Annotated in this window: 6 protein-coding genes, 4 tRNA genes and 7 rRNA genes; 1 reads left to right on the forward strand and 16 read right to left on the reverse strand. The window is 61.0% G+C overall.

Features of this window, described 5'->3' with window-relative positions; translation table 11 throughout:
* Nucleotides 1-489 precede the first annotated feature (489 nt).
* From rrf (LG380_RS12455) to LG380_RS12525, 15 genes are all read right to left on the reverse strand, one after another.
* A 5S ribosomal RNA gene (gene rrf / locus LG380_RS12455) occupies nucleotides 490-604 on the reverse strand.
* Between the two features lie 97 nt (nucleotides 605-701).
* Nucleotides 702-816, reverse strand: a 5S ribosomal RNA gene (rrf, locus tag LG380_RS12460).
* 124 nt (nucleotides 817-940) lie between these two features.
* Nucleotides 941-3,818 (reverse strand): 23S ribosomal RNA (locus LG380_RS12465).
* 221 nt (nucleotides 3,819-4,039) lie between these two features.
* Nucleotides 4,040-4,116, reverse strand: a tRNA-Ile gene (locus LG380_RS12470).
* Between the two features lie 20 nt (nucleotides 4,117-4,136).
* A tRNA-Ala gene (locus LG380_RS12475) sits at nucleotides 4,137-4,212 on the reverse strand.
* Nucleotides 4,213-4,306: 94 nt separating this feature from the next.
* A 16S ribosomal RNA gene (locus tag LG380_RS12480) occupies nucleotides 4,307-5,853 on the reverse strand.
* Nucleotides 5,854-6,352: 499 nt separating this feature from the next.
* Nucleotides 6,353-6,467, reverse strand: a 5S ribosomal RNA gene (gene rrf / locus LG380_RS12485).
* A gap of 124 nt (nucleotides 6,468-6,591) precedes the next feature.
* Nucleotides 6,592-9,469, reverse strand: a 23S ribosomal RNA gene (locus LG380_RS12490).
* Between the two features lie 221 nt (nucleotides 9,470-9,690).
* Nucleotides 9,691-9,767, reverse strand: a tRNA-Ile gene (locus tag LG380_RS12495).
* Between the two features lie 20 nt (nucleotides 9,768-9,787).
* Nucleotides 9,788-9,863, reverse strand: a tRNA-Ala gene (locus LG380_RS12500).
* A gap of 94 nt (nucleotides 9,864-9,957) precedes the next feature.
* Nucleotides 9,958-11,504, reverse strand: a 16S ribosomal RNA gene (locus LG380_RS12505).
* Together the 16S, 23S and 5S rRNA genes with 4 tRNA genes alongside form the textbook arrangement of a ribosomal RNA operon.
* A gap of 528 nt (nucleotides 11,505-12,032) precedes the next feature.
* Nucleotides 12,033-14,210 carry a lytic murein transglycosylase gene (locus LG380_RS12510; protein WP_225765525.1) on the reverse strand — a complete coding sequence of 726 codons (2,178 nt, stop codon included), beginning with the start codon at nucleotides 14,208-14,210 and terminating at the stop codon, nucleotides 12,033-12,035.
* A gap of 91 nt (nucleotides 14,211-14,301) precedes the next feature.
* Entirely contained in the window at nucleotides 14,302-15,273 is a 972-nt protein-coding gene (egtD, locus tag LG380_RS12515) for an L-histidine N(alpha)-methyltransferase (protein WP_225765526.1), read from the reverse strand.
* On the reverse strand, nucleotides 15,270-16,568 hold the full coding sequence (gene egtB / locus LG380_RS12520; protein WP_225765527.1) for an ergothioneine biosynthesis protein EgtB: 1,299 nt from the start codon (nucleotides 16,566-16,568) through the stop codon (nucleotides 15,270-15,272). The genes egtD and egtB overlap by 4 nt, the downstream gene beginning before the upstream one ends.
* A 59-nt stretch (nucleotides 16,569-16,627) precedes the next feature.
* On the reverse strand, nucleotides 16,628-17,032 hold the full coding sequence (locus LG380_RS12525; protein ID WP_225765528.1) for a YchJ family metal-binding protein: 405 nt from the start codon (nucleotides 17,030-17,032) through the stop codon (nucleotides 16,628-16,630).
* Nucleotides 17,033-17,144: 112 nt separating this feature from the next.
* Here LG380_RS12525 and LG380_RS12530 point away from each other — a divergent pair, with 112 nt between their 5' ends.
* Nucleotides 17,145-17,921: a TSUP family transporter gene (locus LG380_RS12530; RefSeq protein WP_225765530.1), complete on the forward strand. Its 777-nt coding sequence runs from the start codon at nucleotides 17,145-17,147 to the stop codon at nucleotides 17,919-17,921.
* 65 nt (nucleotides 17,922-17,986) lie between these two features.
* Here the strand turns inward: LG380_RS12530 and LG380_RS12535 are convergent, their stop codons facing one another.
* The gene (locus LG380_RS12535; protein ID WP_225765532.1) at nucleotides 17,987-21,775 is read right to left on the reverse strand and encodes a LamG domain-containing protein; all 3,789 of its coding nucleotides are present in this window, start codon (nucleotides 21,773-21,775) and stop codon (nucleotides 17,987-17,989) included.
* Nucleotides 21,776-21,901 lie beyond the last annotated feature (126 nt).

Below are 21,901 nucleotides of genomic sequence, written 5' to 3' on the forward strand. Positions count from 1 at the left end.
GGCGGCTTTGGCGCTTACATTCCCCAACCGGGGTGTCATGAACCGCTTGGCGGGAACCTCTTCCCGCCAAGCGTTGCCGACCCGTGACTTCGCCCCTGATCTGAGTAGATGTAGACGAGATCACCCGGCAGTCGCGGGGTCGCACCAGCAGGATCCCCGCGCCAACGGGGCCGTTTGGCTTGAGCTTCCTCCGCCGCCCAACGCCATTCCGGCGCAGGCAGGTTTCCGCCGAATAAGCGCCGTCGTGGCGGCGGCCCCCATCCCAGCGCTTTGCCCCCTTGCTGTTTCGATCCGGGGCAGCCAAACAGGAGCGCAGCATTCGCGCCATGCGTTCTGTAGCGACCGACTCGCCCTAGAGCAGGCAAATTCCCACGCCAGCGCCATCCGGGCTTCCCCCAACAGTCCCCACGAGCCCTCTCGATTAGCGGCGCGCGGACACCCCTGCGCGCAAAGAAAAACCCCCGCTTCTGGCGGGGGTTTTGGGATAAATCCTGACGAGGACCTACTCTCGCATGGTTTGGACCACACTACCATCGGCGCAGCTGCGTTTCACTTCCGAGTTCGGGATGGGATCGGGTGGTGCCACAGCGCTGTGATCGTCAGGAAGACGGTGGGCGGCGCGATGCGCCAGCCTGCAGCAGTACCCGTGTGGCGGGTAAAGAAAACCCCGCTGAGTTATCAGCGGGGTTTTCGGGATAAAACCCTGGCGATGACCTACTCTCGCATGGTTTGGACCACACTACCATCGGCGCGGCTGCGTTTCACTTCCGAGTTCGGGATGGGATCGGGTGGTTCCACAGCGCTAATTTCACCAGGGAGACGGTTGGAGCGTCGCCATCAAGGGATCTGATGAGGCGCCTGTCTCGCATAGTTCTTGTGACGTAGCGTGCACTTGGATATCCACCGACGTTGTCGTATGGCCAAGGCAACTTGAGGTTATATGGTCAAGCCGCACGGATCATTAGTATCAGTTAGCTCAACGCATTACTGCGCTTACACACCTGACCTATCAACCACGTAGTCTACATGGTTCCTTCAGGGGGCTTGTGCCCCGGGAGATCTCATCTTGAGGCGCGCTTCCCGCTTAGATGCTTTCAGCGGTTATCGCTTCCGAACATAGCTACCCGGCAATGCCACTGGCGTGACAACCGGAACACCAGAGGTTCGTCCACTCCGGTCCTCTCGTACTAGGAGCAGCCCCTCTCAAATCTCCAACGCCCATGGCAGATAGGGACCGAACTGTCTCACGACGTTCTGAACCCAGCTCGCGTACCACTTTAAATGGCGAACAGCCATACCCTTGGGACCGACTACAGCCCCAGGATGTGATGAGCCGACATCGAGGTGCCAAACACCGCCGTCGATATGAACTCTTGGGCGGTATCAGCCTGTTATCCCCGGAGTACCTTTTATCCGTTGAGCGATGGCCCTTCCATACAGAACCACCGGATCACTAAGTCCTACTTTCGTACCTGCTTGATCCGTCGATCTCGCAGTCAAGCACGCTTATGCCTTTGCACACAGTGCGCGATGTCCGACCGCGCTGAGCGTACCTTCGAGCTCCTCCGTTACTCTTTAGGAGGAGACCGCCCCAGTCAAACTACCCACCATACACGGTCCCCGATCCAGATAATGGACCTAGGTTAGAACGTCAAGCACGACAGGGTGGTATTTCAAGGATGGCTCCACTGCAGCTGGCGCCACAGTTTCATAGCCTCCCACCTATCCTACACAGACGAACTCAACGTTCAGTGTAAAGCTATAGTAAAGGTTCACGGGGTCTTTCCGTCTTGCCACGGGAACGCTGCATCTTCACAGCGATTTCAATTTCACTGAGTCTCGGGTGGAGACAGCGCCGCTGTCGTTACGCCATTCGTGCAGGTCGGAACTTACCCGACAAGGAATTTCGCTACCTTAGGACCGTTATAGTTACGGCCGCCGTTTACTGGGGCTTCGATCAAGAGCTTCGCCTTGCGGCTGACCCCATCAATTAACCTTCCAGCACCGGGCAGGCGTCACACCCTATACGTCCACTTTCGTGTTTGCAGAGTGCTGTGTTTTTGATAAACAGTCGCAGCGGCCTGGTCACTTCGACCATCGCCAGCTTATGCCCGCATGGGCCACCGGCAATGGTGCACCTTCTCCCGAAGTTACGGTGCCATGTTGCCTAGTTCCTTCACCCGAGTTCTCTCAAGCGCCTGAGAATTCTCATCCTACCCACCTGTGTCGGTTTACGGTACGGTCTGCGTAAGCTGAAGCTTAGGAGCTTTTCCTGGAAGCGTGGTATCAGTGACTTCGTCTTAAAGACTCGTCTCGGTGCTCGGTCTTAAAGGATCCCGGATTTGCCAAAGATCCAAACCTACCGCCTTTCCCCGGGACAACCAACGCCCGGTACACCTAACCTTCTCCGTCCCTCCATCGCACTTACGCGAGGTGCAGGAATATTAACCTGCTTCCCATCGACTACGACTTTCGTCCTCGCCTTAGGGGCCGACTCACCCTGCGCCGATTAACGTTGCGCAAGGAAACCTTGGGCTTTCGGCGTGCGGGTTTTTCACCCGCATTATCGTTACTCATGTCAGCATTCGCACTTCCGATACCTCCAGCAGACTTCTCAATCCACCTTCACAGGCTTACGGAACGCTCCTCTACCGCGCATAACAAAGTTATGCACCCCAAGCTTCGGTTCTGTGCTTAGCCCCGTTAAATCTTCCCCGCAGACCGACTCGACCAGTGAGCTATTACGCTTTCTTTAAAGGGTGGCTGCTTCTAAGCCAACCTCCTGGCTGTCTGTGCCTTTCCACATGGTTTTCCACTTAGCACAAAATTTGGGACCTTAGCTGTGGGTCTGGGTTGTTTCCCTTTTCACGACGGACGTTAGCACCCGCCGTGTGTCTCCCATACAGTCCGTCTCGGTATTCGGAGTTTGCAATGGTTTGGTAAGTCGCGATGACCCCCTAGCCATAACAGTGCTCTACCCCCGAGAGGATACATATGAGGCGCTACCTAAATAGCTTTCGAGGAGAACCAGCTATCTCCGGGTTCGATTAGCTTTTCACTCCTAATCACACCTCATCCCCTACCTTTGCAACGGGAGTGGGTTCGGGCCTCCAGTGCGTGTTACCGCACCTTCACCCTGGGCATGACTAGATCACCCGGTTTCGGGTCTACTGCCCGCGACTATGCGCCCTTATCAGACTCGGTTTCCCTTCGCCTCCCCTATACGGTTAAGCTTGCCACGAACAGTAAGTCGCTGACCCATTATACAAAAGGTACGCAGTCACTCTTGCGAGCTCCTACTGCTTGTACGCACACGGTTTCAGGTTCTATTTCACTCCCCTCTCCGGGGTTCTTTTCGCCTTTCCCTCACGGTACTGGTTCACTATCGGTCGGTCAGTAGTATTTAGCCTTGGAGGATGGTCCCCCCATGTTCAGACAGGGTTTCACGTGCCCCGCCCTACTCGTCTTCACTGGTATGGCCCTTTCAAATACAGGGCTATCACCTTCTATGGCCAGCCTTTCCAGACTGTTTTTCTAGAACCATACCAGCTTAAGGGCTAGTCCCCGTTCGCTCGTCGCTACTCAGGGAATCTCGGTTGATTTCTTTTCCTCTGGTTACTTAGATATTTCAGTTCACCAGGTTCGCTTCCAGCAGCTATGTATTCACTGCAGGATACCCGCAAGCGGGTGGGTTTCCCCATTCGGACATTACCGGATCAAAGCTTGTTGCCAGCTCCCCGATACTTTTCGCAGGCTGCCACGTCCTTCATCGCCTCTGACCGCCAAGGCATCCACCGTGTGCGCTTATTCGCTTGACCATATAACCGCAAGTTGCCTTGGGCTACATTTGATCCAGGGGTACAAAGCCTGGATACGAATATAACGACTCAATTAATAAGAAGACATTCAAGTCTTCCGCCTTAGCCTCACGACACGTCTGATAGATAATCTCAAACGCTCGCTACGTCACAAGTTGTAAAAGAGCAGATACCGGCCACAGTGCCGACATCTAAATTCTTTGTATGCGCGTCATTCAGAGTGGTGGGTCTGGGAGGACTCGAACCACCGACCTCACCCTTATCAGGGGTGCGCTCTAACCACCTGAGCTACAGACCCAATGTTCTGTTTAGTTCAGATGGTGGAGCCTGTCGGGATCGAACCGACGACCCCCTGCTTGCAAAGCAGGTGCTCTCCCAGCTGAGCTAAGGCCCCATATACGGGACTTTCCAACACGACCAGGTCGCGTTGAAACTCTGAATGCAGGTTACTTGTGAGGACGCCCGACAGGACGATGCTGTCATGCTCAAAAGGAGGTGATCCAGCCGCACCTTCCGATACGGCTACCTTGTTACGACTTCACCCCAGTCATCGGCCACACCGTGGCAAGCGCCCTCCCGAAGGTTAAGCTACCTGCTTCTGGTGCAACAAACTCCCATGGTGTGACGGGCGGTGTGTACAAGGCCCGGGAACGTATTCACCGCAGCAATGCTGATCTGCGATTACTAGCGATTCCGACTTCATGGAGTCGAGTTGCAGACTCCAATCCGGACTGAGATGGGGTTTCTGGGATTGGCTTACCGTCGCCGGCTTGCAGCCCTCTGTCCCCACCATTGTAGTACGTGTGTAGCCCTGGCCGTAAGGGCCATGATGACTTGACGTCATCCCCACCTTCCTCCGGTTTGTCACCGGCGGTCTCCTTAGAGTTCCCACCATTACGTGCTGGCAACTAAGGACAAGGGTTGCGCTCGTTGCGGGACTTAACCCAACATCTCACGACACGAGCTGACGACAGCCATGCAGCACCTGTGTCACGGTTCCCGAAGGCACCAATCCATCTCTGGAAAGTTCCGTGCATGTCAAGGCCAGGTAAGGTTCTTCGCGTTGCATCGAATTAAACCACATACTCCACCGCTTGTGCGGGCCCCCGTCAATTCCTTTGAGTTTCAGTCTTGCGACCGTACTCCCCAGGCGGCGAACTTAACGCGTTAGCTTCGATACTGCGTGCCAAATTGCACCCAACATCCAGTTCGCATCGTTTAGGGCGTGGACTACCAGGGTATCTAATCCTGTTTGCTCCCCACGCTTTCGTGCCTCAGTGTCAATGTTGGCCCAGGTAGCCGCCTTCGCCACGGATGTTCCTCCTGATCTCTACGCATTTCACTGCTACACCAGGAATTCCGCTACCCTCTGCCACATTCTAGTCAGCCAGTATCCACTGCAATTCCCAGGTTGAGCCCAGGGCTTTCACAGCAGACTTAACAAACCACCTACGCACGCTTTACGCCCAGTAATTCCGAGTAACGCTTGCACCCTTCGTATTACCGCGGCTGCTGGCACGAAGTTAGCCGGTGCTTATTCTTTGGGTACCGTCAGAACAATCGGGTATTAGCCGACTGCTTTTCTTTCCCAACAAAAGGGCTTTACAACCCGAAGGCCTTCTTCACCCACGCGGTATGGCTGGATCAGGCTTGCGCCCATTGTCCCATATTCCCCACTGCTGCCTCCCGTAGGAGTCTGGACCGTGTCTCAGTTCCAGTGTGGCTGATCATCCTCTCAGACCAGCTACGGATCGTCGCCTTGGTGGGCCTTTACCCCGCCAACTAGCTAATCCGACATCGGCTCATTCAATCGCGCAAGGCCCGAAGGTCCCCTGCTTTCACCCGTAGGTCGTATGCGGTATTAGCGTAAGTTTCCCTACGTTATCCCCCACGACAGAGTAGATTCCGATGCATTCCTCACCCGTCCGCCACTCGCCACCCGTAAGAGCAAGCTCTTACTGTGCTGCCGTTCGACTTGCATGTGTTAGGCCTACCGCCAGCGTTCACTCTGAGCCAGGATCAAACTCTTCACTTAAAACTACATGCCCGAAGGCAAATGCTCTTAGCTGCAGAAGTCCGACCTGGCAACGTATCGCTTGCTTTAAAACAATTGATTCATTGCTTGATCAAAACGTCTGCAAGATGGACAGTCATCCTTCCTGCAGGCGCCCTCACAAGATACCTGCGCATACTTTCAAAGAACTTCGGAATCGGCCTCAGCGCCTTCTTCCAAGTGCCCAACGTTTCCGTCGTAGCGAGCCGCCCATTATAGCCGGCTTTTCCGCCTCGTCAACACCTTTTTTCAAGGCCGCCACACCGAAGTGGACGTTGTTGCCGATGCCGCTTCAACCAAGCCCGGAGGCTTTCCGCCGAAGCGAGCCGCCTATTATGGCAGGCTTTGTGAGCCTGTCAACACTTAGGGAAATAACTTCAAGTATTTCTTCAAGTGGGCGTTGCAAGTGGGATTAAAAAATCAACAGCTTGCAAAAAAAGGAAAACCCCGCTGAGTTATCAGCGGGGTTTTCGGGATAAAACCCTGGCGATGACCTACTCTCGCATGGTTTGGACCACACTACCATCGGCGCGGCTGCGTTTCACTTCCGAGTTCGGGATGGGATCGGGTGGTTCCACAGCGCTAATTTCACCAGGGAGACGGTTGGAGCGTCGCCATCAAGGGATCTGATGAGGCGCCTGTCTCGCATAGTTCTTGTGACGTAGCGTGCACTTGGATATCCACCGACGTTGTCGTATGGCCAAGGCAACTTGAGGTTATATGGTCAAGCCGCACGGATCATTAGTATCAGTTAGCTCAACGCATTACTGCGCTTACACACCTGACCTATCAACCACGTAGTCTACATGGTTCCTTCAGGGGGCTTGTGCCCCGGGAGATCTCATCTTGAGGCGCGCTTCCCGCTTAGATGCTTTCAGCGGTTATCGCTTCCGAACATAGCTACCCGGCAATGCCACTGGCGTGACAACCGGAACACCAGAGGTTCGTCCACTCCGGTGCTCTCGTGCTAGGAGCAGCCCCGCTCAAATCTCCAACGCCCATGGCAGATAGGGACCGAACTGTCTCACGACGTTCTGAACCCAGCTCGCGTGCCACTTTAAATGGCGAACAGCCATACCCTTGGGACCGACTACAGCCCCAGGATGTGATGAGCCGACATCGAGGTGCCAAACACCGCCGTCGATATGAACTCTTGGGCGGTATCAGCCTGTTATCCCCGGAGTACCTTTTATCCGTTGAGCGATGGCCCTTCCATACAGAACCACCGGATCACTAAGTCCTACTTTCGTACCTGCTTGATCCGTCGATCTCGCAGTCAAGCACGCTTATGCCTTTGCACACAGTGCGCGATGTCCGACCGCGCTGAGCGTACCTTCGAGCTCCTCCGTTACTCTTTAGGAGGAGACCGCCCCAGTCAAACTACCCACCATACACGGTCCCCGATCCAGATAATGGACCTAGGTTAGAACGTCAAGCACGACAGGGTGGTATTTCAAGGATGGCTCCACTGCAGCTGGCGCCACAGTTTCATAGCCTCCCACCTATCCTACACAGACGAACTCAACGTTCAGTGTAAAGCTATAGTAAAGGTTCACGGGGTCTTTCCGTCTTGCCACGGGAACGCTGCATCTTCACAGCGATTTCAATTTCACTGAGTCTCGGGTGGAGACAGCGCCGCTGTCGTTACGCCATTCGTGCAGGTCGGAACTTACCCGACAAGGAATTTCGCTACCTTAGGACCGTTATAGTTACGGCCGCCGTTTACTGGGGCTTCGATCAAGAGCTTCGCCTTGCGGCTGACCCCATCAATTAACCTTCCAGCACCGGGCAGGCGTCACACCCTATACGTCCACTTTCGTGTTTGCAGAGTGCTGTGTTTTTGATAAACAGTCGCAGCGGCCTGGTCACTTCGACCATCGCCAGCTTATGCCCGCATGGGCCACCGGCAATGGTGCACCTTCTCCCGAAGTTACGGTGCCATGTTGCCTAGTTCCTTCACCCGAGTTCTCTCAAGCGCCTGAGAATTCTCATCCTACCCACCTGTGTCGGTTTACGGTACGGTCTGCGTAAGCTGAAGCTTAGGAGCTTTTCCTGGAAGCGTGGTATCAGTGACTTCGTCTTAAAGACTCGTCTCGGTGCTCGGTCTTAAAGGATCCCGGATTTGCCAAAGATCCAAACCTACCGCCTTTCCCCGGGACAACCAACGCCCGGTACACCTAACCTTCTCCGTCCCTCCATCGCACTTACGCGAGGTGCAGGAATATTAACCTGCTTCCCATCGACTACGACTTTCGTCCTCGCCTTAGGGGCCGACTCACCCTGCGCCGATTAACGTTGCGCAAGGAAACCTTGGGCTTTCGGCGTGCGGGTTTTTCACCCGCATTATCGTTACTCATGTCAGCATTCGCACTTCCGATACCTCCAGCAGACTTCTCAATCCACCTTCACAGGCTTACGGAACGCTCCTCTACCGCGCATAACAAAGTTATGCACCCCAAGCTTCGGTTCTGTGCTTAGCCCCGTTAAATCTTCCCCGCAGACCGACTCGACCAGTGAGCTATTACGCTTTCTTTAAAGGGTGGCTGCTTCTAAGCCAACCTCCTGGCTGTCTGTGCCTTTCCACATGGTTTTCCACTTAGCACAAAATTTGGGACCTTAGCTGTGGGTCTGGGTTGTTTCCCTTTTCACGACGGACGTTAGCACCCGCCGTGTGTCTCCCATACAGTCCGTCTCGGTATTCGGAGTTTGCAATGGTTTGGTAAGTCGCGATGACCCCCTAGCCATAACAGTGCTCTACCCCCGAGAGGATACATATGAGGCGCTACCTAAATAGCTTTCGAGGAGAACCAGCTATCTCCGGGTTCGATTAGCTTTTCACTCCTAATCACACCTCATCCCCTACCTTTGCAACGGGAGTGGGTTCGGGCCTCCAGTGCGTGTTACCGCACCTTCACCCTGGGCATGACTAGATCACCCGGTTTCGGGTCTACTGCCCGCGACTATGCGCCCTTATCAGACTCGGTTTCCCTTCGCCTCCCCTATACGGTTAAGCTTGCCACGAACAGTAAGTCGCTGACCCATTATACAAAAGGTACGCAGTCACTCTTGCGAGCTCCTACTGCTTGTACGCACACGGTTTCAGGTTCTATTTCACTCCCCTCTCCGGGGTTCTTTTCGCCTTTCCCTCACGGTACTGGTTCACTATCGGTCGGTCAGTAGTATTTAGCCTTGGAGGATGGTCCCCCCATGTTCAGACAGGGTTTCACGTGCCCCGCCCTACTCGTCTTCACTGGTATGGCCCTTTCAAATACAGGGCTATCACCTTCTATGGCCAGCCTTTCCAGACTGTTTTTCTAGAACCATACCAGCTTAAGGGCTAGTCCCCGTTCGCTCGTCGCTACTCAGGGAATCTCGGTTGATTTCTTTTCCTCTGGTTACTTAGATATTTCAGTTCACCAGGTTCGCTTCCAGCAGCTATGTATTCACTGCAGGATACCCGCAAGCGGGTGGGTTTCCCCATTCGGACATTACCGGATCAAAGCTTGTTGCCAGCTCCCCGATACTTTTCGCAGGCTGCCACGTCCTTCATCGCCTCTGACCGCCAAGGCATCCACCGTGTGCGCTTATTCGCTTGACCATATAACCGCAAGTTGCCTTGGGCTACATTTGATCCAGGGGTACAAAGCCTGGATACGAATATAACGACTCAATTAATAAGAAGACATTCAAGTCTTCCGCCTTAGCCTCACGACACGTCTGATAGATAATCTCAAACGCTCGCTACGTCACAAGTTGTAAAAGAGCAGATACCGGCCACAGTGCCGACATCTAAATTCTTTGTATGCGCGTCATTCAGAGTGGTGGGTCTGGGAGGACTCGAACCACCGACCTCACCCTTATCAGGGGTGCGCTCTAACCACCTGAGCTACAGACCCAATGTTCTGTTTAGTTCAGATGGTGGAGCCTGTCGGGATCGAACCGACGACCCCCTGCTTGCAAAGCAGGTGCTCTCCCAGCTGAGCTAAGGCCCCATATACGGGACTTTCCAACACGACCAGGTCGCGTTGAAACTCTGAATGCAGGTTACTTGTGAGGACGCCCGACAGGACGATGCTGTCATGCTCAAAAGGAGGTGATCCAGCCGCACCTTCCGATACGGCTACCTTGTTACGACTTCACCCCAGTCATCGGCCACACCGTGGCAAGCGCCCTCCCGAAGGTTAAGCTACCTGCTTCTGGTGCAACAAACTCCCATGGTGTGACGGGCGGTGTGTACAAGGCCCGGGAACGTATTCACCGCAGCAATGCTGATCTGCGATTACTAGCGATTCCGACTTCATGGAGTCGAGTTGCAGACTCCAATCCGGACTGAGATGGGGTTTCTGGGATTGGCTTACCGTCGCCGGCTTGCAGCCCTCTGTCCCCACCATTGTAGTACGTGTGTAGCCCTGGCCGTAAGGGCCATGATGACTTGACGTCATCCCCACCTTCCTCCGGTTTGTCACCGGCGGTCTCCTTAGAGTTCCCACCATTACGTGCTGGCAACTAAGGACAAGGGTTGCGCTCGTTGCGGGACTTAACCCAACATCTCACGACACGAGCTGACGACAGCCATGCAGCACCTGTGTCACGGTTCCCGAAGGCACCAATCCATCTCTGGAAAGTTCCGTGCATGTCAAGGCCAGGTAAGGTTCTTCGCGTTGCATCGAATTAAACCACATACTCCACCGCTTGTGCGGGCCCCCGTCAATTCCTTTGAGTTTCAGTCTTGCGACCGTACTCCCCAGGCGGCGAACTTAACGCGTTAGCTTCGATACTGCGTGCCAAATTGCACCCAACATCCAGTTCGCATCGTTTAGGGCGTGGACTACCAGGGTATCTAATCCTGTTTGCTCCCCACGCTTTCGTGCCTCAGTGTCAATGTTGGCCCAGGTAGCCGCCTTCGCCACGGATGTTCCTCCTGATCTCTACGCATTTCACTGCTACACCAGGAATTCCGCTACCCTCTGCCACATTCTAGTCAGCCAGTATCCACTGCAATTCCCAGGTTGAGCCCAGGGCTTTCACAGCAGACTTAACAAACCACCTACGCACGCTTTACGCCCAGTAATTCCGAGTAACGCTTGCACCCTTCGTATTACCGCGGCTGCTGGCACGAAGTTAGCCGGTGCTTATTCTTTGGGTACCGTCAGAACAATCGGGTATTAGCCGACTGCTTTTCTTTCCCAACAAAAGGGCTTTACAACCCGAAGGCCTTCTTCACCCACGCGGTATGGCTGGATCAGGCTTGCGCCCATTGTCCAATATTCCCCACTGCTGCCTCCCGTAGGAGTCTGGACCGTGTCTCAGTTCCAGTGTGGCTGATCATCCTCTCAGACCAGCTACGGATCGTCGCCTTGGTGGGCCTTTACCCCGCCAACTAGCTAATCCGACATCGGCTCATTCAATCGCGCAAGGCCCGAAGGTCCCCTGCTTTCACCCGTAGGTCGTATGCGGTATTAGCGTAAGTTTCCCTACGTTATCCCCCACGACAGAGTAGATTCCGATGCATTCCTCACCCGTCCGCCACTCGCCACCCGTAAGAGCAAGCTCTTACTGTGCTGCCGTTCGACTTGCATGTGTTAGGCCTACCGCCAGCGTTCACTCTGAGCCAGGATCAAACTCTTCACTTAAAACTACATGCCCGAAGGCAAATGCTCTTAGCTGCAGAAGTCCGACCTGGCAACGTATCGCTTGCTTTAAAACAATTGATTCATTGCTTGATCAAAACGTCTGCAAGATGGACAGTCATCCTTCCTGCAGGCGCCCTCACAAGATACCTGCGCATACTTTCAAAGAACTTCGGAATCGGCCTCAGCGCCTTCTTCCAAGTGCCCAACGTTTCCGTCGTAGCGAGCCGCCCATTATAGCCGGCTTTTCCGCCTCGTCAACACCTTTTTTCAAGGCCGCCACACCGAAGTGGACGTTGTTGCCGATGCCGCTTCAACCGAGCCCGGAGGCTTTAAGTCGAAGCGAGCCGCCTATTATGGCAGGCTTTTCTGCCCCGTCAACCCTTCGTGAAGAAGAATTTCCGGACCCGTTGTCGGCGCCACTTGCGTGGCCGCTTCGTCAGCGGGCTGCGCAGTTTATGCCTATTCCCCGGAAGGTCAAGCACCAATTCCGGCTGCTGCACAGCCGGCTGAATTGGGCGACTGCGCAGCTCACGGCCCCTGCAGAGGCATCACCTTGAAGGTCTGCGTCAGGGTATGGCTGCTGCCGGGCTGCAGCTCGATCACATCCGGGCCTGCATTGGACGCCTCCAGGCATACATAGCGGCGCCAGCCCTCACCGACGTCGGCCATCTTTGCTGCCGCCTCGGCGCCGGGGTTCCACACCACCAGCGAACGGCTACCGGTAGTAGTGATCTCCAGCGTGCGTGCCAGTCCCGGGTCATGCAGCAGGTAGCGCCCGCCGGCCTGCGTATAGATGCGGTCGCTGCGGCCGGGGTCGCGCGGATCACGCAGCGTCCAGTCGCCCAGCTGCCGGCGTGGCGTGGCGTAGCTCTCGTACTTGTCCAGGTAGTCCAGGCCAGCGAGGCCTTCCACGCGCACGGCGGTGGCATCGCTGACATTGAAGTAGTTGTGTAGCGCCTGGGTGAACACGACGGGTGTGGTGCCGGCGTTCTCGGTGACCAGTTGCTGTTCAAGCGTCCTGCCGATACGCACGACCATGCTGACGCGCAGCGCCAGGTCCTGCAGCGGCGGGGGCGCCAGGGTCAGCTCGATGGTGCCGTCGGCTTCGCGTCTGGCCTCGCGCAGTTCCCACGGCACGGTGCGGACGAAGCCATGTGACGGCACGTCATCGCCCTGTCCCTGGCGACCGAAGTACGGCCAGCACACCGGCGTGCCACCACGGATCGGCGTCGGCAATGGCTGGCGGGTGGGGGACAGCCACATCACGTCCTGCCCGCCCGCCGGGACGAAAGACAGCAGCTGGCCACCGAACACGGAGATGGCGGCGGTGGAATGCGGTGTCTGGACCAGCCATGCCTCCAGGCCCTGGAACTGGCCGGTGCTCAGGCCCTGGATCTGCTTCATTGCAGGCGTGCTCCTCACGACAGGGGATTGTTGGGACAGCCGCGCGTGGTTGCCCGGCAGGGTGAATACGGTAGGTGCCGGCGCAGGAGCCGGGGATGCCTGGCGCAACGCCTGCAGGATGCGCTGCCCGGCGCGGCCATCGGCGTTGGCCCAGCCCAGGCGCTGCTGTTCGGCCTGGATGGCGCGGCGGCTGGCGGTGCCGATCATGCCGTCCGCCTCACCGATGGCATGACCGCGGGCCAGCAGCAGGGTCTGCAGTTCACGGCGTTCGCGCCGGCCCAGGCCGGGATCATCGGTGGGCCAGGCGGTCACCAGGCCGGGCCCGCCGCGCAGCCGGTCGGCGAGGGTGGCGATGGCCAGCGCGTAGCTTTCGGCGGCGTTGTACGAATAGATCGCGTCGTAGTTGCGGAACACCAGCAGCGCCGGTCCCTTCGCAGCGGCTGGCAGCAGCAGTGCGGTCGGCGCGTCGTCGGCGATGCCGGCAGGTGCCAGCGCGCGGCCATCGAGCGTGGTGATGCCGCGCGCGCGCCACGCTGACAGCGGCTGGCGCTTGGTACGTCCAGCGATGCCGATGTCGAAACCGGCCGGGATCCGCACCTCGATGCCCCACGACTGGCCAGTGCGCCAGCCGGCCTTCTTCAGGTAATTGGCGGTGGAGGCCAGCGCATCGGGAATGCTGCCGACCAGGTCGCGGCGACCATCGCCATCGCCGTCCACCGCAATGCGCGCGTAGGTGGAGGGCATGAACTGGGTGTGGCCGAAGGCGCCGGCCCAGGAGCCGGTCAGTCCCTGCGGATCGAGATCGCCGGCGTGCAGCAGCTTGAGCAGGGCGAGCGTTTCGGAACGGAAGAAATCCTGGCGGCGACCGTTGCAGGCCAAAGTGGCGAGCGAGCCCAGCAGCGGGCGCTTGCCGAACACGCGGCCATAATCACTCTCCACGCCCCACACCGCGACCACGGTGGCGGCATCGACGCCGTGCTGCGCCGATACGCGGGCCAGCAGGTCGCCATGGCGGGCGAGCATGGCGCGGCCATCGTCCACGCGCTGCTCGTCGACCAGGCTGGCCAGGTAATCCCAGATCGGCGTGGTGAATTCGGGCTGCGCATCGAGCAGGGGCAGCACGCCCGGATCGGGCTGCACGTCGGCGAAGAACAGTTCGACGCGTTCGGCAGGCACGCCCTGCGCGAGCGCGGCGGCCTTGAGCCGGGTGCCGCACGCATCGAAATCGGCCAGTGCTGCGTCGGCACTGCCGGCCACGCTGGCGAGGATGGCAAACGCCAGCGCACCGAGGGTCCTGATCATGGGCGACTCCGGCATCTGCAGCAGGGAAGGGAAATGATAAACGCGCCGCGCCTGCGCCGATGCAGCCGGCGATGCGATCGAAGGCACCCTGTCAGGTGGACGGACGCAGCAGGCGCAGGCCGAACTCCGGTGCCGGGCTGTCCCAGCCTTCGCCAACAACGAGGCCAGCGGCAGCGGCCAGCGCGGCAAAGCTGGCGTCGGTGTACTTGTGGCTGTACTCGACCTGCATCGCCTCGCCGGCAGCGAAATGGAAGCGCTCGCCGTCGACATGGACGACCTGCTCGCAGGTGCTGACCAGCTCGGTTTCAATGCGCATGCGCGGCACGTGGTAGCGGGCGCGGTGCTGGAAGCAGGACAGGTCGAAGTCGCTGCCGACATCGCGGTTCAGGCGCGCCAGCAGGTTCAGGGTGAAGGCGGCAGTGATGCCGGCCGCATCGTTGTAGGCGGCCTCGACCACGGCAACGTCCTTGTGCAGGTCGATCCCTATCAGCGCCATGCCATCGCTGCCCATGGTCTGGCGCATCGCCCGCAGCAGCTGCACCGATTCGTCGTGGGTGAAGTTGCCCAGGGTGGATCCGGGGAAGAACACCAGGGTGCTGTCATGGCGCTGCGCCGGCTCGGGCAGGCGCACCGGGCCAGTGAAGTCGGCGCACACCGGCAGCATCTCCACCTGCGGCAGTTCCAGAGCCAGTTCAGTGACGCTGGCCAGCAGTGCGGCACGGGAAATCTCGATCGGCGTGTAGGCCACCGGATCGGACAGCCCCTGCAGCAGCAGGCGGGTCTTGCGGCCGCTGCCGCTGCCGTATTCGACCACGCGCGCGCCCGGGCCCACCGCGCGGGCGATGTCGGGCATCACCTGCTGCAGCAATGCCAGTTCGGTGCGGGTGGGGTAGTACTCGGGCTGGTGGGTGATCTGTTCGAACAGGGCCGAGCCGTGGGCGTCGTAGAAGTACTTGGACGGCAGGGCCTTGGGGTGTTGTGACAGCCCGGCCAGCACGTCGGCAGTGATGGTGGAACGACCGGGCTGCAGGTCGGTCAGGGCAGGGGCGAGGACCAGGCTCATGCGGCGTCCCTCGCCAGGCGCAGGCCGGTGAATTGCCAGCGCGCCGCCGGCCCGAAGAAGTTGCGGTAGCTGGCGCGCACATGGCTGCGCGAAGTCGCGCAACTGCCACCGCGCAGCACGAACTGCCCGCACATGAACTTGCCGTTGTATTCGCCCAGGCTGCCGGGCCATTCCTGGAAGCCGGGGTAGGGCGCGTAGGCACTGCCGGTCCATTCCCAGACGTCGCCGAACAGCTGCACGAAGCCGACATCGGCCGCGGCAGGGCAGGGATGCAGGCGCTGTTGGTCGACGAAGTTGCCTTGCACCGGCTGCTGGGAAGCGGCGTACTCCCACTCGAATTCGCCGGGCAGGCGCGCACCGGCCCAGCGCGCGTAGGCATCGGCCTCGAACCAGCTGACGTGACAGACCGGGGCATGCGGATCCAGCGCGCGCCAGCCGCCGAGGGTGAACTCCTCGTCCAGGCTGTCGCGCCAGTACAGCGGGTGCTGCCAGCCGGCGCTGCAGACCAGGTCCCAGCCATCGCTCTTCCACCAGCGCGGATCACGGTAGCCGCCAGCCTCGATGAACTGGCGGTACTCGGCATTGTTCACCGGCCGGCTGGCCAGCGCGTGCGCCGGCAGCAGCACGCGGTGGCGCGGGGATTCGTTGTCGTAGGCAAAGCGTTCGGCCGCCGGCCAAGGCGCGGCGCCGGCATCGACGATGCGCTCGCGGCACGGGATCCAGTGCAGCGGTGCCGGGCTGGCGGACGGCGCAGGGGCCAGGTCCTCGCGATACGGCGGCTGCAGTGGATTGCTCCACAACGCGTGCTTGATGTCGGTCAGCAGAAGCTCCTGGTGCTGCTGCTCGTGCTGCAGGCCCAGCAGCACCCGCTGTCGCGCCTGTCCATCGAGGCTGCCGGACTGCAGCAGCTCGCCGATGCGCTCGTCCACTGCCAGCCGGTAGTCGAGCACCTGCACCAGGCTGGGGCGCGACAGCAGTCCGCGCTGCGGACGCGCATGGGCCGGCCCGACGCTCTGGTAGTAGCTGTTGAACAGCAGGTTCCATTGCGGCTGCAGCGGCGCGTGGCCGGGCTGCGCGGACAACACGAACTGCTCGAAGAACCACGTGGTGTGGGCAAGGTGCCACTTGGCCGGACTGGCGTCGTCCATGCTCTGGACCATGGCGTCCTCGGCGGACAGCGGTGCGGCCAGTTCCAGGCTGCGCTGGCGCACCTGGCGGTACTGGCTCGCCAGCGGATCGACGTCAGGTCCGCGCGGTGCACGCGTCTTGAGCAGGGCAGCACTGGAAATCGGCATCCGGCGATGCTTGCCGATACGCGGTTAGCGCCGCGTCACGGCATGCCGCCGGGCCGCGTTCATTCCAGCGCGTCGAGGTAGTACCAGCGTCCGTCGATGCGCTCGAAGCGGCTGTGTTCGGCCATCCTGACCGCGCTGCCGCCGCCGATGCGGTAGCGGGCGACGAATTCCACTTCGGCCGTATCCGCGCCGGTGACGCGGTGGCGCTTCACGTCCAGGCCCAGCCACTGCGTGCGCTGGCCGGCTGCGTCGTCCAGCGACAGCTGCTCCGGGCGGGTCTTTGGATGCCAGCTGGCCAGCAGGTAGTCCACATCCTTGAGCACGAAGGCGCTGTAGCGCGAGCGCATCAGCGCCTCGGCATCGGCGGCCGGCTCGCCGGCGTGGCAGCGGCCACAACACGGGCCGTAGGGCTGGCCGCTGCCGCAGGGGCAGGGCATGGCGGGATCGGTATGCATGGGTGGCATTGTCGCCGCCACCGGGCCCGGCTCCAAGGCGGAAACACAGCCAGCCGCCGATGGCACAGCCGTGGCCGACGCAGGCGCGTATGCTGGCGCGCCCGCTCCACCGGACCGCGTCGTGCTCGAACTGCTCAGCCCCGAACTGCCCTGGCTGATGGCCATCGCCTTCATTGCCGGGCTGGTGGATGCGGCGGTTGGCGGCGGCGGCCTGATCCAGCTGCCGGGCCTGTTCACCACGCTGCCGCAGCACAGCCCGGCGGCGCTGTTCGGCACCAACAAGTTCTCCTCGGTGTTCGGCACCAGTGCCGCGGCCTGGCGCTATGCCCGCTCGGTGCGCTTCCCGTGGCGGCCGGTGCTGTTTGCCGCCGGCGCGGCATTCGCCTTCTCCTTCCTCGGCGCGACGGTGGTCAGCCTGATGCCCAAGGACGCGGTGCGGCCGCTGGTGCTGGCCCTGCTGGTGCTGATGCTGGGCTACACGCTGATGAAGAAGGATTTCGGCGCGCTGCACCGGCCGCGCCAGGTCGGGCGGCGTGAGCTGTCGATCGCGCTGGCGATGGGCGCGCTGATCGGCTTCTACGACGGCTTCTTCGGCCCGGGCACCGGCAGCTTCCTGATCTTCCTGTTCATCCGCTTCTTCGGGCTGGACTTCCTGCGCGCCTCGGCCGCCTCCAAGGTGGTGAACCTGGCCACCAACATCGCCGCGCTGTCGTTCTTCGTGCCCAGTGGCAACGTGCTGCTGCTGTTCGCGGTGCCGATGGCCGCGGCCAACATCGGCGGTGCGGTCACCGGCACCCAGCTGGCATTGCGCGGTGGCACGCCGGTGATCCGCAAGCTGTTCGTGCTGCTGGTGCTGGTGCTGATCGCACGCATGGCCTGGGACACCTTCGGCCACTGAGGACACGTCATCGACGCAACGAAGAAGAGGCCGGTTTCCCGGCCTGTTCTGTTCCACACCGCGGGTCAGTCCAGCCGGTAACGGTTGTTGAGCCGGGTGACTTCCTCGGCCTCGCCCTCCAGGGCGACGCGCACCTGCAGGCCGGCCGGCTCCCTGCCGCCCAGCGGCAGCGTGACCGTGGTGGTCTTGGGCTGCAGGTCGCTGGGCGCCGACAACGCCGGGATCGCGACCCGGGCCAGCTCGCGGCCGCGGGCGTCTTCCAGCACGGCGTAAGCGGCGGGCGTGGCGACATGGCCCAAGCTGTGCACGGTCACTTGCACCGCATCACCCGCCACGCGCACGTCGCCGCGGCCGATGCCCAGGTCCGGGCGGGTTTCCACCGGGGTGCCCGGCTGCACCCGCTCGAACTCGAACACCTCGTGCCGCCCGGGCGCGAATGCCAGTTCGGTGGACACGCTCTTCTCCAGATGCACCTGGCGCTCGCTGGCCTTGCCGTCGATCACGCCATCGCCGTCGCGGTCCACGCCGCTGCGCACACGCCACATGCCGGGGGCAACGTTCCAGCCGGTCATCCTTGCGGTGAAGCGGCGCTTGCCAGTGTTGTAGGCGGTGACGGTGAAGCGCTCGCGCGAGGGCGCATTGACCAGCAGCGCGACCTGTTCGGCGGCAGCGTCGTCATCGAAGCGCCAGCTCACGGTGTGGCCCGGCCAGCTCTGGTTGCGCTTGAGCGCGATGCCGCCCAGGCGGGCGCGCTGCAGGAACTCGCTAGGCGCCTCGACCCGGTCCGACCACCAGTGGCCTTCGGTATTCATGTATTCGCGCTGCGCCTTGGCCTGGATGCCCTCGGCATGCAGCGCCTCCAGGTAACGGCGATCACCGCTCAGCTGCCAGGCCACCACCGAGGGGAAGCCGGTGCTGCCCTTGTCGGCGGCCTCGACCAGTGCCTTGCCCCAGTCCTGCTCGCGGCCGAGCACCTGCACGAAGTTCTCGCCGAGGTTGGACAGCGATGCCGGCCCGCCACGGGCAATGCGGTAGTCCAGCGCCTTGAGGTATCTGTCATCACCGGTCCAGCGCCACGCCGCCCAGAACAGGTGCATGGTGTCGCCACCGCCCGAACCCTGGTTGAGCTCGCCACCGCGGGTCTTGCCGGTAGCCCAGTTGATCTCGTTGGGCAGCACCCACTGCCCGTCTTCGGCGGTGTAGGCGTGGGCAAGATAACTGTCGGCCAGACCGGTGACCAGCTTGCGGCCGGTAGGGTCGGCGTTCCAGTCGCCGACCAGGAAGGCCGGGTGCAGGGCCGGGAACGAGTAGGGCTTCTGCCACTGCCAGTTCGGCTCGCGGTAGATCTTGTGGCCGCCAAACCAGTTGCTGGAGAACAGCAGGTGCCCCTGCGGGTTGGGCAGGATGATGCGCTCGTCGAACGCTTTGACCGTCTCCATCAGCCGCTCGACGGTCAGCGGATCGCCCCAGTTGAGGTAGAGCATCGCGCTGTTGGCGTTGATGCCCTCCTCGTAGGAATGCAGCTCATCGGTCTCGATGGTGCTCAGGCCGTTGCTGAACATGCCATTGCGGTACACCGCATCGGACAGTGCGGTCAGTGAGGCATTGAGCCGGTCCGGCTGCACGCCCATCAGGGCCAGGCCCGGCCACTGCTGCACCAGGTCCGAGTCATCGGAGATGCCGCCGCCGAAATCGCCGTACCCGACCTGGCGATGGTCGATCCACCAGTCGACGAAGCGGCGCACGTATTTGAGGTCTTCCAGCTGGCGGAACGCCCACAACGGCACGCCCTTGGGCGGCTGCGGCTGCGCGAACGGGGGTTTGCCCTGGCTGTTGTAGCTGATGTAGTTCCAGTACAGCCGGCCCAGTTCGTGCTCCGGATCGACCCGCAGCAGGTCGGACAGGTCGGCGTAGACGCGCGCGTACAGCCGCTGGCGCTTGGAGGTTGTGTGTTCCTCGACCAGGAACCCCCAGTTGTCGCGCACCTGGTTGAAGCGGTCGGCCAGGTGTTCCTTCTTCGCTTCCTCGCGGTCCTTGAACACCAGGCGGATCTCGGCGCCATCCAGCACCGCGGAGTTGAAGCCCGGCGCGGCGCTGGCGATGCTGATCCACAGGCTGTCGGCGGTGAGGATGCGGTCGCGCAGGTCCAGCCACAGCGTGCGCTTGTGTCCCGGCTGCACCGAGACGGCGACATCGATCATGTCGCGGGCCGGCCAGATCGGATCCTTGATGCGGATGTTGAGCGGGATCAACCCGTCGTGTGTAGCCGGCAGGTCCAGCGCGGGGAGGTCGATCGCCACGCCGTCCAGCCCGTCATGCATGTTTTCCCAGCTGTGTGCCCAGCTGCGGATCAGCGGCTGCGCGGCCGGGGCGTCGCTCACCCCGGAGGGAATGAGCACGTGCACGACCGGCAGCGGCTGCGCTGGCAGGCTGTCGGCGCCACGGCGGCGCGAGCCCGCGCCCTTGGGCAGGGCCATCACCGTGCTGCGTTCGGCTACCGGGTAGCGGCCGTCGATGTACTCGCGCAACGCGGAAATGTTGGTGTAGTCGGGCAGGGCGTTGGCGTCGACGAAGTAACGCTGCTTGACCGTGCCTTCCGGCTCGGCGCCCTCGCTGACGTGGTAGCCCCAGATCTCCTGGATCGGGGTTTCCTGCTCGGTATTGGTGAACACCAGCGTCCCACCGCGCTGGGCGGCAAAGTCGTCGACGCTGCGCACCACGCCACGTGGGCGGGTGAACAGAGTGCCGGCGCTGCCTTCCAGCATGCCGAACGCGGCGCCGCGGATCTCCACGCGGTTGACCTGTTCGTGGTCGGGCACGGTCAGGGTGAGCTGCTTGCCCCCCTCCACGTAGGTATTCCAGTCCGGCAGCTGGAAGTAGTCATTGCGTCCAGGCAGGCGCGAGCGGTTGTACACGCCCGGCCAGGTGGTCTCGGCGATCCCGTCGGTGCCCTTCCACATCCACTGCTTGAGATCCTTGACGTCGGCGAACTCGACCTTGCGGATGCGCGTGGTCTCGGCGGTCAGCGCCGGCGGCGGCGTACCGTCCCAGCCGTGGCGGTGCCGCCAGGCCCGCTGCGAGCCGGTGCCGGCGACAGTGGAACCGGGTTCGACGTTGCGCACCAGCGAGGCGACGGCGGCGGCATCGAGCATGCGGTCATGCACGCGGATCTCGTCGAAGTCGCTGCCGCGCAGGAAGTTGTAGCGGCTCTGCACCTGGTAGGGCGCCATCACCCGCCCGGCCAGGCCTAGCTGGTCCAGTGCGGCGTCGTAGTCGCCGGTGGCCTGTTCGCGGGCGACCTCGCGGCCATCGACGAACAGCACCACGCCACGGTCCTCGTCCCAGCCAAAGGCGATGTGCTGCCACTGCTCGGGCGAGGGCAGCTGGTCGAGGCGGAACGACACCCGGGTGCGGGCCAGGTTGGCATCGGTGACGAAGGCATCGAAACCGTGGCCATTCCAGTCGATACGAAGCCAGGCCATGTCCCAGCTGCTGTGGTCGGCATAACCGACGCGGAAGATCACGAACGGCGCCTCGCCCACGGCATAGCGCGAACGCCAGAAGAAGGACAGGGTGCCGCGCTGGGCGTGGATGTTGCCCGGCGCGTTCCACGACAGCACGCCATCGTCGGCCCACTCGATCGCGCTGCCATGCGCGCCGCTGGCGACCAGCTTCACCTTGTCCTGGAAATTGGGGACGGGATCCCCGGCAGCGGTATCGGCAACCAGCCCTTTATCCGCGGAGACGTGGAACAGCAGTTGCGGTGCTTCGGCAGCCGTGGCGGCCAGCGGGGTGAGCAGGGCAGCCAGCACGCTGGCCAGGCGGGAGGGCCGCAACGAACGCTTGGGGATCATCAGTTTCTCTTTCAGCGCATCCGGAGGATGCAGGCCGGGGTCGCAGCAAGGCCGGCCGTGACCGGCCGGCGCAGCTATTGGTGCGACGTTACCAGCGGTTGCCGGCCCGGATCCTGGAGAGAGGAG

Source organism: Stenotrophomonas sp. Marseille-Q4652 (genome assembly GCF_916618915.1).
In the GTDB taxonomy this organism is placed as follows: domain Bacteria; phylum Pseudomonadota; class Gammaproteobacteria; order Xanthomonadales; family Xanthomonadaceae; genus Stenotrophomonas.